We start from the raw sequence: 15,916 nt of genomic DNA, 5'->3' as shown, positions 1-15,916 counted from the left end.
CTTTGCGATGAAGTCTTTCTTTTCCCGCCCCCACAAATTCGTCTCTTTGCTGCCGAACACCTTACTGTTCCGCACGACCTTGTTATACGTACTGGGCTTGCTAGGGGGCATCATTTGGATCGGGATCTTCATTATGGGCACCGTCAGCCATTCCGTCATTCAGGATACGCGCCAGGAGCTGACCGCAGTCGAACTCAAATTCATCGATACGCTGGAGACTCCCGCTGGTAAGCTGTATCAGGATATCCTGGATGAGATACTCTATCCCGATCATGCGAATTACTACGTGCAGGTTATCGATGCGTCCGGTCGTGTCCTTGCCCAATCCCGAGGATGGGTTGAGGCAAATGATACGAATCAGCAGGAAGTAAAGCTGAACTGGGTGGTCGATACGTTGAAGTGGAACGCGAAAAGCGGCCTGTTCTTCCGGGATCAGCTCGTCTGGAAGCCGTTGGACGGCGGAGTAGGGACGGTTCATATTCGTGTTCAATTGAACAATGTCGAGCGCCTCCTCCACATTATGGCCCAAGTGCTCTTCATCACCGGACTGATCAGTTCTACCGTTGGATCGTTATTGCTCTACCATGTTACGCAGAGAAATCTGTCCCCGTTGTTCGCTATCACGAACGCCGTCCGGCGCATTCAGGATGATCCGGATTTCAAGCACCGTATTCCGGTGCCGGATACGCCGCAGGAGCTGAACGATCTGGCCCGCACGCTCAATCATATGCTCATGCAGTTGGGAGAGCAGGTCGAACGGGAGAAAAATTTCGTCTCGGATGCATCCCACGAGCTCCGCACCCCCCTGACCGCCTTTCGGGGATACGTCAAACTTCTGAAGCGCTGGGGGACGAGCAACCCGGATGTCCTGAACCGCTCCATCGAGGCGTTGGATCAAGAGAGTCAGCGTATGCAGCGCCTTATCACGCAGTTGCTTGCGCTGGCCCGAACGGGCAGCATCACGCCGAACCGGGAGCGGATCGATCTCTCCGAGACGATCCATCAGGCCATCCATCAGCTCTGGGGCGAGGAGCGCGGCATTACGCTCCACGTCAATCTGGACAAGGATGCCTTCGTGCTTGGCGATGAGGACCAGCTCCGCCAAGTCGCTATCATTCTGATCGAGAATGCCATCCGCTACACGAACCCGGGAGGCTGGATTCGGACGGAAGTGGCGCGGAACAGGGAGCGCGTATGTTTCTCCGTGGCTGACTCTGGAATCGGGATTCCTGCCGATGAGGTCGGCAACGTATTCGATCGATTCTACCGGGTGGACAAAGCGCGCTCCCGGGCAACCGGCGGAACCGGGCTCGGCTTATCGATCGCCAAGCAACTGGTGAACCATCACCAAGGCAGTATCACGGTGGAGAGCCGCCTCGGCGAAGGAAGCACCTTCACCGTATGCCTGCCTCCCGCTCCACAGAAGTGTCCCTAGCACGCGATGAGGCCTTCTGAAGATATGAGGATGGTAACTGGAGAGGCGAACTTACTTGACAACATCGCCCATTTTGGAACATGATATGTGAGTCATAATCTTATCCATAATCCAGTTGAAGTCATGAATCGGAGCGAGGGGTAGAACGATGCACAACCTGAGTCCCTACATCACTATGAAGCGGTCAGAATGGGCCTGCTTGAACGGCCAATCCCATCTGTCGGTTAGCCCCGAACAGTTTCATCAATTGAAGGGATTGAATGAGCGTATCTCCCTGGATGAATTGGAGGAGGTCTATCTTCCGTTGGCGAAGCTCCTTCATATCTACGTGAGCGCTGCGCGGCATTTGAAGGCGTCGTCGTCTTCCTTCCTGGGCACCGCCACCGATAGTGTACCTTATATTATCGGGATTGCCGGCAGTGTCGCAGCGGGGAAGAGTACGACGGCGAGGCTTCTCCAAGCGCTACTATCCCAATATGAAGAACACCCCCGCGTCGACATCGTGACGACGGACGGTTTCCTGTACCCGAACCGGACGCTCGAGGAACGGGGCCTGATGAATAAGAAAGGATTTCCCGAGAGCTATGATACGAAGCGGCTTCTTCGCTTCCTGATGGATATCAAGTCAGGCAAGACCGAAGTGCATGCGCCGGTCTATTCGCATCTGTCCTATGACATCGTGCCCGAGGAGCACATTGCCGTATGCCAGCCGGATATTCTTATTGTCGAAGGAATCAACGTACTGCAGGTCAGCAAGGAAGCGAGCGTGTTCGTCAGTGACTTCTTCGATTTCTCGATCTATGTCGATGCGCAGGAGGAAGATCTGGAGACATGGTACATAGAACGCTTTCTACTGCTGCGGGATACCGCCTTCCGCAATCCGACTTCCTACTTCCACCGCTATGCTGACTTGACCGAGGAAAAAGTGGTTCAGCGGGCGAAGAACATCTGGCGAGACATCAATCAGGTCAATCTGGTGGAAAACATTCAGCCTACCCGCTACCGCGCCAAGCTCATATTATGCAAGGCCGCCGATCATCGAATCCGTGACATTCTTCTACGTAAATAACATTTCGTGACTTATTATGTTTGTATTATGATCGTACACCTCATTCACATGTTGCGCAGGAGGCTTGGCCCCATGTTTGATCCTACGATTTTCGACAATCTCAAGGTTGTACTGGAAGGTAAAATCTATGATCTGGATCATGAAGGAGAATGGCTCGTCATCGGGCGAGAGGATCTATTCGATCTGGCTGGGTTCGGGCGGACATTCCGCATGCGGGTACAGCGGCCTGGGAAAGCCTGCATTGCCGTATTGACGCTTGCGAGCGGATTGGCAGATTTCTCTGCCGAACTGCGGGGGCTGCGGCTTGTCGGGGTAGAGCCCGGCGCCCGGCTGATGCTGTTCTTCGAGCTTGCGGGCGGTTATACGGCGCAGGCGGACGAGATGGGCCAACGGTTGGCCGCCCTCTGGGGGAACGCCGCCATGGTGCGGCAGGAACGAACGGTTCCCGTCCTGCCACGGGCCGGGTCCGCCTCCCCCCTTGCGGACGAAGGGACGCACCGCATTGTGCTAACGTTCAGGCAGCCCATTGACGAGCGTCATCTGGGCGAACTGGACGCCCTCGTAATGCAGGTTCTCGCTTCGCTTCAGCTCCTTGGCGATTAGCTTGTCAACTTGAAAATGGCGTGTCGCATCACAGACGCAAAAGGGGCACGCGCAGCGAACGCGTGCCCCTCAGCAGCATATCATATCTTATGAGTCGTATCATGGCGGCAACTAGACCCGCTTATTCGAGAAAATCCTTCAACCGTTTGCTGCGGCTCGGATGTCTTAATTTGCGCAGCGCCTTGGCCTCGATCTGCCGGATGCGCTCGCGGGTGACCCCGAATTCGTGGCCTACCTCTTCAAGCGTCCGGGTGCGGCCGTCATTCAAGCCGAAGCGGAGACGCAGCACGTTCTGCTCCCGCTCAGTCAGCGTGTCGAGCACATCCTCCAGTTGAACCTTCAGCAGCGCATAAGCCGCGGCATCCGCCGGAGCCAGCGCCTCCTGATCCTCGATGAAATCTACCAGGCTGGAGTCGTTCTCGTCGCCGACAGGAGTTTCCATCGAGACCGGTTCTTGGCCGATCTTTATAATCTCCCGAACCTTAGCCGGCGTAATCTCCATCTTAAGCGCGATCTCTTCCAGCGTCGGCTCCCGGCCAAGCTCCTGCAGCAGATCCTTCGAGATCCGGTTGAGCTTGTTAATCGTCTCTACCATATGAACCGGAACCCGAATTGTCCGCGCTTGATCCGCAATGGACCTTGTAATTGCCTGACGAATCCACCATGTCGCATACGTACTGAACTTGTAGCCCTTCGTGTAGTCGAACTTGTCCACGGCCCGCATCAGGCCCATATTGCCCTCTTGAATCAGATCGAGCAGCATCATGCCGCGCCCGATATACCGTCTTGCAATACTGACGACCAGACGGAGATTCGCCTCCGCGAGTCTCTGCTTCGCCTCGGCATCCCCCTGGACGACCCGCTTGGCCAATTCGATCTCTTCTTCTGCGGATAGCAGCGGTACACGCCCTATCTCTTTTAGGTACATGCGCACAGGGTCGTCGAGTTTGATCCCGGATGGCAACATCAGGTCGTTCTCCTGTTGATTGTTCATAAGCATCTAATCCCCCCTGTAACCCGCTACCTGGAATGTATAGATATTACTCTTGACGCAATATGCCGAATGTGCTAAGATAAACATGTGATGGGCGTATATATAATTGACAACGGATAGTTTATCATACTTTCGTGATAATTTCAATACAATTATTGAAGAAGCGATTGTTTTTCAATTTTTGTGTGAACTGTACATACAGCTTCTCGTCATAGGCGGGAAGTTTTTTTGATCCCTACTGCTTCGAAGAATGTAAACCACTTCCATCCTGCCATATGGCAGCAACGACCCCACGCCGAGGGCGGGAATGTAAAGGGTAGAGGTGGTTTTGGAAAGGAATTTTTTATCAAATGTTCAAATTTGCTCACTTATCGATAATATATTATAGTAAATTACTAAGGGGAGTCTCCTACTATCTTAGAGTTTTAAAAGTGTCTAGACATCATATTTTTTACATAAAATACTTTGACATTTATTCTGCATCAATGCATAAAGAGCAGACTCCCTCAATTTACGATTGGGAGGCTGTCACTCAACATTTTAGAAGTCAGAATATAGACATTATTGTCTACAATGAAGAAAAGGGTGAAAGACCTAGGGTAAAACGGGGATGGTGGGGTTGCAGTTTAGCAATCGGTGTGGGGTAAAGGAAGCATCAATATTATTGGTAGGTGCTACAAGTGTCGCCGAGAAAACGGTTGCAATAAGGGATGCACTGGCGGCATTAATAGCAGAATTAGTGGGTATCACAGAAGTTAAAGAGAAGTGCTTCGATTAATATGGAAATTTTCGGTTTAGCACCACTTCTTATTAATATTTTCTTGTTACTTTATGTGTGGAAATTATCGAATAAAATCAAAGTGCTAAGAAGGGAGAATAAAAAACTTCTACTCAAACATTTTGATGATTTGGAACAGGAAATCTTCTCATTCGCTCATCTCCATTCATTATTCTCTTGTTTCAACACCAGCAACAAGCAGCTTCCTTCTTCCGTTTTCTTTTTTTCAAGTACTTTTACGAGTTCAGTCCTATTATTTTCTTTTCTAACAAGTTGGGTAGGATCGATACTTTCGAAATAGATAACATAGAAACGGATAAAAAACAAATCATGTCGTTAGGCCTAAAGTAAATTTCAGAAATCAACTCATTTTCATCCCTCCAAATTTTATCTCGACTTTTGGATAACAACCTATATTGTTCCCTTTTTTTTATTATTTGAGTATATATTACCATGTAAGTACATGCCAATCAATATATAATATGCTAATATTAGACCCATATCCATGATTTTTGGCTGGGGGTAATCATAAATGGTTCATTTCGATTCGACCAATAGTAAGCGCGATGAGATTTCAGTTTCCGACCGCATTTCGATGGAGAAAATAACAGCAGGCGGTTCTATTTTACTTTCGGCCCCCCTTCCCTCTGCTTGCAATGAAGATGATATTTTTACTTTATTTGAAGCGCTCTGTGCCGTGCTCGAGGAAGAAGGGAGTTCAATAAGTATGATTGCGGAAATGCATGTCCATCTGGGCAAAAAGTCAGAAAAACTATTTTTGAGCAAATTTATTGAATTCTTTGCGGAAGGAACGCCGAGGCTCGTCATGCTTCCCTGTGATCACAAGGGGATTTCTCTCATCAGCGTTGCGGCAAGTCACAATCTAAGAAAATCAAAGAAAAAAAAGTCCATTAAGGAGGGCATCAAACTGATGATCATCGGCAGCTTGCTCGGCATTGGTGTTGGGGTCGCTTTTCTGGGGGTACTATACTATCTTTTCCTGAGATATGAATGAAATTACAATCATCGCAGTTCGTACTTCCTCAGCGTCTGCGGCGTCTAATGCGACATGTACGGCTCCCTTTTCCGAGATCAGCGATGCTCGCTCTCCTGTCCGCTTAGAATACGAAGCGCATGCGGCAGTTGATCGATAATCGCCATCAAATTCTCGTACGCACCCCGCGGACTGCCCGGCAGATTCACGATAAGCGTACGGTTGCGGATACCGCAAATCCCGCGTGACAGCATCGCCCGGCGCGTCTTGAGCATCGAAGCGGCGCGCATCGCCTCAGGCAGTCCGGGCACCACTCTCTCGATTACTGTCATTGTAGCCTCCGGCGTTACATCGCGCGGAGCCAGCCCGGTCCCTCCCGTCGTAATGACGAGGTCTGCATGATGATCATCGGCCAGCTCGATAAGGGACGCGGCGATGTCATGCAATTCATTGGGTACGATCCGGTAATCGATAATGTCACCTTGCAGCTCTTCTTCCACCAACTAACGAATCACCTGCGTACTCGTATCTTTTCGTTCACCGCGCCACCGATCCTCCGAAGTTGAAATGAAGCCGAACCCCGGCATGGGCCGATTCAAATTGGGTCTTGATTTCCGATAGGACGTCCGTCAAGCTTACCGCCGCGGATACGGTCAGTTCCGCCTATTCCTTCTGCGCGCCGGGAGCGCAAGCGGTGCTGACGAACATTAGCAGGGCTAGCAACGTTGCTAGAGCACCAAATCGGAATGATTTCATCATCGCAATGCCTCCTTGAAAGTGTACCGTCTCATCGTCACACCGTACGCCGTACGCTCGCGTGATATCCACTTGCGTTCATTTTCCTGCGCCGACAAGATCGAATGGATAATCATCTTCGCAATCTGATGCTGCTCATCCAGCCGCGACTCCGCTACTTCCTGCATGCGCAATATACTTAATCGGCCATGAACCGGATCGATATAATGAGATACACTGGCGTTGACGGACTTCGGATCGCCATCCGTCGTGACGAGCTACAGGACTGCTGGTTAGGCTTTTTCCTGATGGGACACCCACCCACTAGCATTAACGACCTTGCCCGGCCGCACTACACAAAAATCTTGATAGACCCTATTCCCAATGAAAAATCTTTACATGGCTTATAAGTTTATTCGTCTCACACTGCTTTTCTTCAGATAACTCATCTCCACCCCAACTAGGTGTCATTAAATGTAAATCACTCTTTTCTATTAGAAGTTTTTCTAATTGGCTAATAAGAAACTTTAGCCCTAGTTCATTGGCATGTATTTCAATTTTTTCATCACGGTCATTGTATTCAAATGTTACCCATCTATTTTTCATATACTATTCCCCTAAAAAATATTTTTTCTTTGGTAGTCCACTCTTATTATTTTTTAGTCGATTTACATCAACATGAGGAGGCTCATAACCTCTTTTATAATACCCTCCTCTATCAAGATAATAAGAACGACCAGTTGTTGGATTAACATATCCACCTCTACCATTCAGTGGATCATTCCCTCTCCTTTCAAAGCGCTTTTTCATGAACATATCATCAATTTCTCTAAATGTTTTTCCTTTGAAAGGGTTACTTAAACCTTTACTAATAGACCCCTTAGACGCCTTTCCGACACTTTTTCCGGAGTTTTGCACAACGTTCTTTGCAGCGCTTTTCGCAGCATTTTTTGCAAAGACTTGTACTATCGCTCTTTCAATCGGTGCGACGAAATTATGCGTCCATATTTCCGACTCCGTAACGAAATAATTATGTACACCTTCGACTCCGAAGTTATACGTGGACGCACTGTTGTTCTTTATCTCGATCCGATCTATCGGATAGTGCGTGCCTTCTGGGCTTTGAAGCAGATCTCCCGCCTTCAAATGTCTTGCTTCCAGCCATCCTTGACCGTGCACCCAGAACGGATGCTCCCCGGTTGTCGTGATTGGAATTCCATTTACGGTAATGTGATACGTCTTATCCGCTTGTCCCTGGAATAACTGAATAACTCTATGATATTCTGTTTTTCCCGTTGTTTCATCCTTTGCATAAACGAGATCCCCGACCCGGATTTGTTCTATCGGCTTGAATCCGGTTTCAGTCTGTACCAAGGTGCCATTCGCGAAATCTGCATACGCAAGAGGAAGGCTTGTAAATGAAAGCGCCATCAACAATACCAAGGCTATAAATTTTTTCATATTCTCTTCTCCTTTTCGTATCGTGTTTTCTGAAATCAATGTTGAGTCTTTTCCCGTGCAGGCATTGCAGGATGTTTGAAGGTGTAGTATCCGATTGTGAAATGCTTTTTCTCAAGTAAGGGTAGGCAGGCGTCAACATAGTCAGGCACATTTTTTCCTAGATGATACGCTTCCTTTAATCTGCTGAAATCATTTCGTTCAATAAGATATCGTTGATACATTCCTTGAGCAATGTAAGGCATAATTCCGTGGGAACGTGAGTAATCAATGATGAGGTCGTATAATAAAAGTTTAATGGAGGTATTCTCGACGGATGTAATGGTTCGATAAAGCTTTTCTGTTACATCAAGACTGTCTTCATTTGGCGATTCAAGAAATTTGGTTGCTACTTTTCGTATCAGCTCAACATGTTGACATTGTTGGATTGTTGTTTGCAAGATACACCGCAAAGACTCTGATCTTGTTTCAATCTCTATATCATAATCGATCAGTGTGTCAAGGGGGATATTCAACGCCATGGCCAGCGGGCGTACCGTTTCAAATTCAGGTCGTTTGACATCACCATTCTCAATTTTGGAGATTGTCCCTTTTGGAACACCTGACATTTTTGATAATTGTGTTAATGCTATATCTAAAGAACGCCTGGTGTCCTGAATAAGTTCTCCAATTGTTTTGATAACCGTTATTCCCAATGCCACCCCCCTTTTCCGACCCATGTATTACCATATAGTTATGTGCAACACAAGCATATTTTTTTATTTTTACTCACTTTTTATGAATTAGCCAAGAACACCCATGACTGAAGTCACGAGTGTTCTTGGCCTCGGTCAAGGTGTGGCTAAAGCTTTCTTCAAATACAGCCCTGCCACCAACCAAAAAAATAATTTTGCAAAAATCTAAATACAAGAACACTAGAAAATAACAAGAGCACAGTTAATAAAACAAACCTATTCTTTTCATAATCAGCCTCCTCATAATATATATGAGAACGGATTCAATAAAAGAATCCAAACAACGATTCTTTTGCCAAATGGTGGTAATTTGGGATTGTCCGTAATCCTGCCAATTTACTATATTATTCAGAATGTTCGACATCTGGAAGTATTAAAGCAGTCGCTACCTCAACTACCACAGATTCCACTACTTTTACCCAAAATGCACTTCTTTCCTCTCGAACTTTTGATTCGGAAACACTTTGCTCGTAAGTTTCTCCTGTTTCAAAAGCAGTAACCTCTTGAACTTTTTGAGCTAATTCTAAATTTGTTGTTACAGGTATTTCCTGAGCAAATGCAGAAGTTCCACCTAAAGTCATAAATACTGCAAGCATCATTACCAAAAAGAGTTTTTTCATTGATTTTTTTCCTCCTCGTATAGCAGTTGTTTTCTGAAGGCATTTTAGGAACGTAGAATACCTTCAAAATTTCCAATTTGCATAATGTAACTCATTTTGGGATTAAGCTTACCGGAATGTCTTCGGCCAATTTGGCGATGGATTTCATTCGCAAATGGAACAAGCCGGGTTAAAAATTAGGGCTGAATGTTGCTCCATTTTCTCGGTTCTTGATTCTCAATGTTAACGTGCCAAGCTCTCAGACCCGAGAGTGCCGACTCAAACTCATAAATGCTCGAACCGATATTCCCTTCTGTATGTGTAACTACATCGGCCTGTCTCCACGTATTTTCGAGGCTCAGTCCCTTCAGCTTTCGCTTTCGGCCCGCTATTTTGCCGTTCTACGCTTAAGCTATTCGTTGCCCAATAGCCTTCAAGAACTAGCTACAGGACTGCTGGCTAGGCTTTATCCCGATGGGACTCTCACCCACTAGCATTATCGACCTTGCCCGGCCGCACTACACAAAACTTTTGACAGACCCGAAAGGCATAAAGCTGATCAAGGATTTAATTGTTGTTCCTCGAATCTTTTAATCCAATCCAAGATATCTTCATCAATATGCAGGTACTCTGTTGGGGTATCTTTCAAGTCAATTCCCGAGACAACATCAAGGTATTCCCACATCAAGTAGTCCTCTTCGTTTAAATTAAATTCGTCTCGAAATTTTCTTGTCCAATACTCTGCCCAGTTAGAAACTTCTTCTCTACTCAAATTTCCCTGTAGTACACTCTTTAACCGTCTGACAATTTCTTCAACAGTTGGTTTCTCCAACATATCACCACTTTCCAATGTAGTTACCATTTTGATCAAAACGATAATGTGTCTTACCTGGTCCCAGTTGAGGCCTTACCTGTCTGATATTTCCTGTACCACTCAATGTTTCGTGCCATGTTCTAACATTCCCATTTGAAGGATTCAATTCTTGAACCATTCTACGTCCTACCATTTCCCCAGGGGTTTTTGCCGCGTCTATTTTCCCATAGTAACGAATTCTTCCATCAGGTAATTGCACCCTTCCATTTGAACCATATCTTTCAGTATATTTTAAGTCTTTTTTCAGCAAATCATACTTAGCAATGTTATCAGCACCATACCCCGTCCCCTTAGACGCCTTTCCGGTGCTTTTCGTGGTGTTTCTCGCAGCGCTTTTCGCAGCATTTTTTGCAAAGACTTGTACTATTGCTTTTACAATCGACCCGACGACATTATGCGTCCATATTTCCGACTCCGTAACGAAATAATTATGTACTCCTTCAACCTCGAAGTTATACACGGACGTACTGTTGCTCATCATCTCGATCCGGTCGATCGGGTAGGGCTTGCCGTCCGCATTTTGCAGCAGATCTCCTGCCTTCAGGTGCCTTGCTTCCACCCATCCTCGGCCGTGCACCCAGAACGGATGCTCCCCGGTTGTCGTGATTGGAATTCCATTTGCGGTAATGTGATACGTCTTATCCGCTTGTCCCTGGAATAACTGAACAACTCTATGATACCCTGTTTTTCCTGTTGTTTCATCTTGTGCCTGAACGAGATCCCCGACCCGGATTTGTTCTATCGGCTTGAATCCGGTTTCAGTCTGCACCAAGGTGCCATTCGCGAAATCTGCATACGCAAGAGGAAGGCTTGTAAATGAAAGCGCCATCAACAAGACCAAGGCTATAAATTTTTCATATTCTCTTCTCCTTTTCGTATCGTATTTTCTGAAAGCAATGTTGAGTCTTTTCCCCGTGCAGGCATTGCAGGATGTTTGAAGGTGTAGTATCCGATTGTGAAATGCTTTTTCTCAAGTAAGGGTAGGCAAGCGTCAACCTAGTCAAGCACTTTTTTTCCTAGATGATACGTTTCCTGCAATCTACTGAAATCATTTCGTTCAATAAGATATCGTTGATACATTCCTTTGTTTTGATAACCTTTATTCCCAATGCCAACCCTTTTTTAACCCATATATTACCATATATTTATGTGCAACACAAGCATATTTTTTGTATTTTATCCATTTTATGAAGAAACAGAAAGGAAAAACATAAAGCGGTTTTGTCTTCAGAGTGTTGAAAAAGCTCTGATTTTTAAAGTTTTAAATAACGAAATGTGGTCTTGAAATAACGAAATATGAAAAGTTGAAAAATCATCTTTCCCAATTTCAATTGTCTTATTTCCAAATCATTATGCAACACTAATTTAGCACAGAAAAGACGCCTACATAGACGTAGGCGTCTTAACATCTTCTGTTAAACTAGATTGGTTAACCATGGAATATCAATGAATAAAGGGTCATGTTCCGTGTCGATTACTCCTACAATTTAGTAGAATCAGTAATTTACTAAAGCTTCTTTTTGCTTTTCAGCAATAACTCTAAAAGGTTTAAACAATGTAGCTATTTTTTCTTGAAAAATTGTATCCTCAACAAGTCTTTCATCTTTTTCTATTGCAGTTGAAATTGCATGAAACTCTTCACATTCGACAGTCGCACCTTCACCACCATCTGCCTCGTCCCCGCACTGTAATAATAATTCATGAAGCGACAACTTACCCTCTAGATATTTTAAGTAGTAGTATCCAATGATTGCATCACTAGCAGGAAATAAATTATATATATTGTGTCTTTCTGAAATCAATAAATCACTTAGGGCATCAGTTAACTTTTATTGGCTAGTGAAACATTAATTAGCCAATCTTCCACTATTTCTTGCCTCAAAATACGTTGGTCAGCCCAACTTTGCCTGTTCTTCTTGTTAAAGTAACCACTATAGGAAATTGTAAAAAGATAGTGAGCAATGGGTATCATACTACCACCTTGGAGTATTAGGATGTAATCCTGGAGTATTTGATCCATGTTGTGTAGGGTTCTGCCATGGGTTTGGATGATAATGAGGATTTCCATGGTGACTACATGTCTACTTTTTAGTCTAGCAGCATCATTACCAAAAAAAGATTTTTCATTAATCTTTTTCCTCCTCGTATAGTATTTATTTTTCTGAAGGAATGTCTTCGGCCAATTTTGCGATGGATTTCATTCGCAAATGGAACAAGTCGGGTTAAAAATTAGGGCTACCCAATCGCCTTCAAGAACTAGCTACAGGACTGTTGGTTAGGCTTTATCCCGATGGGACTCTCACCCACTAGCATTATCGACCTTGCCCGGCCGCACTACACAAAATTCTTGACAAACCCGAACCAATCAAGGTTAATGCCATTCTTATCTTTTAAACTTATTTATCCAATTCATAATATCTTGTTCTATATGCAAGTATTCATCCGGCGAGGCTTTTATATCGACTCCTGAGGCTATTTTCAAAAGATCCCACACCTCTTCATCAGTTACACTGGGCTCATCTTGCATTACAAATTCAGAAGCCCAATCGGCTACTTCTTCCCTCGTTAAACTTCCATGTAAAATTGATAGTAATTTACCAAGCGTCTCTTCTTTTGTCGGCTGTTTCAAATGTATCACCATTGTCCAATGTATTTTCTATTCGTATCGAATTGATAATGAACCTTATTACCGCCAGTAAATTTAGTTTCAGGTCTAATTTGTCTTATATTACCAGCATGATCTAAAGTCTCGTGCCATGTTCTTGTTCTACTTGTTTGCGGACTCCATTCCCTAACTAATCTTCTTCCTGCCATTTCACCAGGCCTTGCAGCAGGATTTACTGCTCCATAGTACCTTATTCTCCCGTCTGGTAAATCCCTCACTTTATAATCTCCATATTTCTCTATTTGTTTGAAGTGGGTTTTTAACTTTTGTTCATTGTGCTATATTTTGTGCACTGTTGCTTTTTTTCTCGACGATATTGGTGTAATCCATCCAAAAGATTGCCTTGCCCGATGTAAATAGCACATCGAAACAAAAGAGAATAGCGACCAGTAACGATCAATCGCTTTCGTAGATCGTACCTGATATCGCTCCAAGCCGAGGTGAACCTTCGCCGCTCGAAAATACGTTTCAATCGACCATCGCTTACTATAATAGCTCAGAATCTGCTTGTTGGTTAGAGAAACATCCGTACTTAGAAAAGCTTTCACCTGCTTGGGGTTCAGTTCTTCTCCTGCTTTCCAGCAGAAAAGAACGACTCCATTATCAAGCAAGTTGAGCTTGTGTTTAGCGCTGAATTTGACTTGCTGATAGGCGATATTACGTACGATTTGTTTCATCCCACTTCCCATGGGATAAAAAATGACTTAAGCTTCTACGATCCCGATGATGCAAGCTTTCGCGATGTATGTCTGTTAAGGTACCTGTAAATCCAGATGACAACATGCCATCTACAAAGTGAGTGATGTGCTTGAGGACAGCTTTAGAAAAAAACAACGAGAGTTTCCATTGCTGAAAGATATTGTTCCAATGGTGATGCTGTGTTAACGTATACGTATGAGACATTTCTTGATCTCCTCTGCGTAGAGTGGTTGCTGGTACTTCTATTTTACACAGAGAATCAAGGGTGTCTCTTTTTACATTTAATTGCAGCTAATTTTGGCATGTACAGTTAATTAATTTGTTGCCCACTGATAGAATATTTTTAGTATCTCCTCAAGATTACCTGAACCTCCCGCACCGGTAAAGCAACCATCCTTTATTTTACAATAAATCCAATCTTCTTTGGTGCGATTAATTTCAATCGTATCCACTTGCTTGTTCTCCAACTCCGTCTCGTTCAAATTTATGGTAACATACCATCCTGGATTATCGAGTGTCTCTATGCTAATCCCGTGTTGATGCTCCCAATCTCCGTTACATTGTGAGAAATACCACTCTTGTAACCACTTTAAAATCTCCATTTATGTACACTCCTTAAGGCTTACCTGGAATTTCCCAAGGGTACGGATTTCTTACTCCCCCTAGTGTCTTCGGATCATGAACATGGGGTGAGTTCACCCATTGCTTAGTTTGTTTATTAAAGTGTCCTCTCCCCGGGCCTAAAGGGATTGGGATTTCTCGGATCAGATTTATACCATCTTTGCCAGTTTGTAATCTCCCCTGTGTGAGGGTCACGTTTATAAGTTGAATGTTCTCCTGTTGCCTTAGGGTCATACCTCATATTGTTCTTACTCTTGCTCAGCATTTTTTGCAACGTTTTTCGTAAAGACTTGTACTATCGCTTTTACAATCGACCCGACGACATTATGCGTCCATATTTCCGACTCCGTAACGAAATAATTATGTACTCCTTCAACCTCGAAGTTATACGCGGACGTACTGTTGTTCATCATCTCGATCCGGTCGATCAGATAGGGCATGCCTTCTGGGCTTTGAAGCAGATCTCCAACCTTCAAATGCCTTGCTTCCACCCATCCTTGGCCGTGCACCCAGAACGGATGCTCCCCGGATGTTGTGATTGGAATTCCATTTACGGTAATGTGATACGTCTTATCCGCTTGTCCCTGGAATAACTGAACAACTCTATGATACCCTGTTTTTCCCGTTGTTTCATCTTGTGCATAAACGAGATCCCCCGACCCGGATTTGTTCTATCGGCTTGAATCCGGTTTCAGTCTGCACCAAGGTGCCATTCGCGAAATCTGCATACGCAAGAGGAAGGCTTGTAAATGAAAGAGCAAAAATTAATATCAAGGCTATAAATTTTTTCATATTCTCTTCTCCTCGTAATATAGTGTTTTCTGAATGCAATTTTCGTGATAGTATATAAGACTATGCGCGTAAACGCTCAGTCCATAGTGCAGCAGTATTCGTTCTTTATCGCTTAAAAAAATCTGCTGAAATCATTTCGTTCAATCCTGTACTTTTGGTAAAGTCCTTTTGGCAGTATAAGGCATAATTCTGTAGGAACGTGAGTAGTCCAATGATGAGGTTATACAAAGATAGTTGAATGGGTTCATATATTACGGTGAATGCTATCTGATAAAGCTTTTCTACCAAGTCTAAGCTGTCTTTATTCGGTGATTCAAGGGATAGTACTGTATTAGCTTCCTCAAGCGCTGTGGCTTCGCAGCAACGGTACTCATAGTTTCACCTCCCTTCAGCAATGCAAACAGATCGCGTTGTGTCTGGCAAGAAAAAAATGCTCAATATGGCAGCCCAAAAGTGCAGAAGCTACTTGCCAGCGATATGTGTTTGTTGCAGGGTAGATGTGCTATTGGTTGTAACTTCATAATAAATAACATGACCTATGCAGTTCAATACACTAATTGGTAATCAGTCAACACTATAAAAGTGTCTACAATATTTCGATAAATATCTAAAAAACCACTTGACTTTTCAAAATAGATACCCATAGCGCCCATCCTTTTGCCAAACAGATTCCATTTCTCCGTTGGCTTTATGACCACTCCACTTTGACTGGGTTACCAAGGCCAAGCGAAATACGGCTTTGTTCCACAAAGTCATTGAACCTGGCACCCGAAGGAACGCTATGTGCCGTTGACTCCGGTCATGCTGATCCGTGAAGTTTTTAAGGAACTGACACGTCAAGCGACATCCGGTTTACGTTCCATTTC

Annotated in this window: 20 protein-coding genes and 1 pseudogene; 4 read left to right on the top strand and 17 right to left on the bottom strand. The window is 44.7% G+C overall.

The features are described 5' to 3' along the window. Positions 1–7: 7 nt before the first annotated feature. From PPOP_RS07245 to PPOP_RS07235, 3 genes are all read left to right on the top strand, one after another. On the top strand, positions 8–1,435 hold the full coding sequence (locus PPOP_RS07245; RefSeq protein WP_042227787.1) for a sensor histidine kinase: 1,428 nt from the start codon (positions 8–10) through the stop codon (positions 1,433–1,435). 148 nt (positions 1,436–1,583) lie between these two features. After that, positions 1,584–2,504 (top strand): type I pantothenate kinase, encoded by a 921-nt coding sequence (coaA, locus tag PPOP_RS07240; RefSeq protein WP_006285511.1) that lies wholly within the window; start codon positions 1,584–1,586, stop codon positions 2,502–2,504. Between the two features lie 72 nt (positions 2,505–2,576). Beyond that, positions 2,577–3,107 (top strand): hypothetical protein, encoded by a 531-nt coding sequence (locus PPOP_RS07235; protein ID WP_006285510.1) that lies wholly within the window; start codon positions 2,577–2,579, stop codon positions 3,105–3,107. A 121-nt stretch (positions 3,108–3,228) separates the two neighbouring features. Here the strand turns inward: PPOP_RS07235 and rpoD are convergent, their stop codons facing one another. Further along, complete coding sequence (gene rpoD, locus PPOP_RS07230) at positions 3,229–4,107, bottom strand: RNA polymerase sigma factor RpoD (RefSeq protein ID WP_006285509.1); 879 nt, start codon at positions 4,105–4,107, stop codon at positions 3,229–3,231. A 1,304-nt stretch (positions 4,108–5,411) separates the two neighbouring features. Here rpoD and PPOP_RS07225 point away from each other — a divergent pair. Then, positions 5,412–5,894: a hypothetical protein gene (locus tag PPOP_RS07225; RefSeq protein WP_006285507.1), complete on the top strand. Its 483-nt coding sequence runs from the start codon at positions 5,412–5,414 to the stop codon at positions 5,892–5,894. 77 nt (positions 5,895–5,971) lie between these two features. Here the strand turns inward: PPOP_RS07225 and PPOP_RS07220 are convergent, their stop codons facing one another. The 16 genes and pseudogenes from PPOP_RS07220 to PPOP_RS23940 form a co-directional block, all read right to left on the bottom strand. Next, positions 5,972–6,373 carry a MogA/MoaB family molybdenum cofactor biosynthesis protein gene (locus tag PPOP_RS07220; protein WP_422730622.1) on the bottom strand — a complete coding sequence of 134 codons (402 nt, stop codon included), beginning with the start codon at positions 6,371–6,373 and terminating at the stop codon, positions 5,972–5,974. Between the two features lie 255 nt (positions 6,374–6,628). Further along, on the bottom strand, positions 6,629–6,796 hold the full coding sequence (locus tag PPOP_RS22620; protein WP_159101815.1) for a hypothetical protein: 168 nt from the start codon (positions 6,794–6,796) through the stop codon (positions 6,629–6,631). 187 nt (positions 6,797–6,983) lie between these two features. Continuing rightward, positions 6,984–7,214, bottom strand: a complete 231-nt coding sequence (locus PPOP_RS07215) for an Imm32 family immunity protein (RefSeq protein ID WP_006285504.1) — start codon at positions 7,212–7,214, stop codon at positions 6,984–6,986. Positions 7,215–7,217: 3 nt separating this feature from the next. Continuing rightward, entirely contained in the window at positions 7,218–8,069 is an 852-nt protein-coding gene (locus PPOP_RS07210; RefSeq protein WP_006285503.1) for a polymorphic toxin-type HINT domain-containing protein, read from the bottom strand. 35 nt (positions 8,070–8,104) lie between these two features. After that, positions 8,105–8,761: a helix-turn-helix domain-containing protein gene (locus tag PPOP_RS07205; protein ID WP_006285502.1), complete on the bottom strand. Its 657-nt coding sequence runs from the start codon at positions 8,759–8,761 to the stop codon at positions 8,105–8,107. A 383-nt stretch (positions 8,762–9,144) separates the two neighbouring features. Further along, complete coding sequence (locus tag PPOP_RS07200; RefSeq protein ID WP_006285501.1) at positions 9,145–9,420, bottom strand: hypothetical protein; 276 nt, start codon at positions 9,418–9,420, stop codon at positions 9,145–9,147. 538 nt (positions 9,421–9,958) lie between these two features. Then, the gene (locus tag PPOP_RS07195; RefSeq protein WP_234399716.1) at positions 9,959–10,234 is read right to left on the bottom strand and encodes a hypothetical protein; all 276 of its coding nucleotides are present in this window, start codon (positions 10,232–10,234) and stop codon (positions 9,959–9,961) included. 1 nt (position 10,235) lies between these two features. Then, positions 10,236–11,114, bottom strand: a complete 879-nt coding sequence (locus PPOP_RS23960; RefSeq protein ID WP_042227784.1) for a polymorphic toxin-type HINT domain-containing protein — start codon at positions 11,112–11,114, stop codon at positions 10,236–10,238. A 655-nt stretch (positions 11,115–11,769) separates the two neighbouring features. Further along, a complete protein-coding gene (locus tag PPOP_RS23955) occupies positions 11,770–12,075 on the bottom strand; it encodes a hypothetical protein (RefSeq protein WP_006285498.1) in 306 nt (101 codons plus the stop codon). Positions 12,076–12,656: 581 nt separating this feature from the next. Next, positions 12,657–12,911: a DNA-binding protein gene (locus tag PPOP_RS07180; protein ID WP_234399720.1), complete on the bottom strand. Its 255-nt coding sequence runs from the start codon at positions 12,909–12,911 to the stop codon at positions 12,657–12,659. Next, entirely contained in the window at positions 12,908–13,156 is a 249-nt protein-coding gene (locus tag PPOP_RS20245) for a hypothetical protein (protein WP_006285496.1), read from the bottom strand. Before PPOP_RS20245 ends, PPOP_RS07180 begins: the two co-directional genes overlap by 4 nt. 60 nt (positions 13,157–13,216) lie before the next feature. Further along, complete coding sequence (locus tag PPOP_RS07175) at positions 13,217–13,615, bottom strand: transposase (protein WP_052516589.1); 399 nt, start codon at positions 13,613–13,615, stop codon at positions 13,217–13,219. A gap of 336 nt (positions 13,616–13,951) precedes the next feature. Continuing rightward, positions 13,952–14,239: an immunity 53 family protein gene (locus tag PPOP_RS07170; protein WP_006285495.1), complete on the bottom strand. Its 288-nt coding sequence runs from the start codon at positions 14,237–14,239 to the stop codon at positions 13,952–13,954. Between the two features lie 267 nt (positions 14,240–14,506). After that, positions 14,507–14,668 (bottom strand): hypothetical protein, encoded by a 162-nt coding sequence (locus PPOP_RS23950; protein WP_234399719.1) that lies wholly within the window; start codon positions 14,666–14,668, stop codon positions 14,507–14,509. Then, positions 14,642–14,857: pseudogene (locus PPOP_RS23945) on the bottom strand (polymorphic toxin-type HINT domain-containing protein); the annotation flags it as partial. The pseudogene PPOP_RS23945 and the gene PPOP_RS23950, both read right to left, overlap by 27 nt. A gap of 31 nt (positions 14,858–14,888) precedes the next feature. After that, positions 14,889–15,050, bottom strand: a complete 162-nt coding sequence (locus tag PPOP_RS23940) for a hypothetical protein (protein ID WP_234399714.1) — start codon at positions 15,048–15,050, stop codon at positions 14,889–14,891. Positions 15,051–15,916 lie beyond the last annotated feature (866 nt).

It is taken from the genome of Paenibacillus popilliae ATCC 14706 (assembly GCF_000315235.1).
GTDB lineage: Bacteria > Bacillota > Bacilli > Paenibacillales > Paenibacillaceae > Paenibacillus_B > Paenibacillus_B popilliae.
Note: the sequence above shows the minus strand (reverse complement) of the source record. Positions and strands in the feature narration are given on the sequence as shown.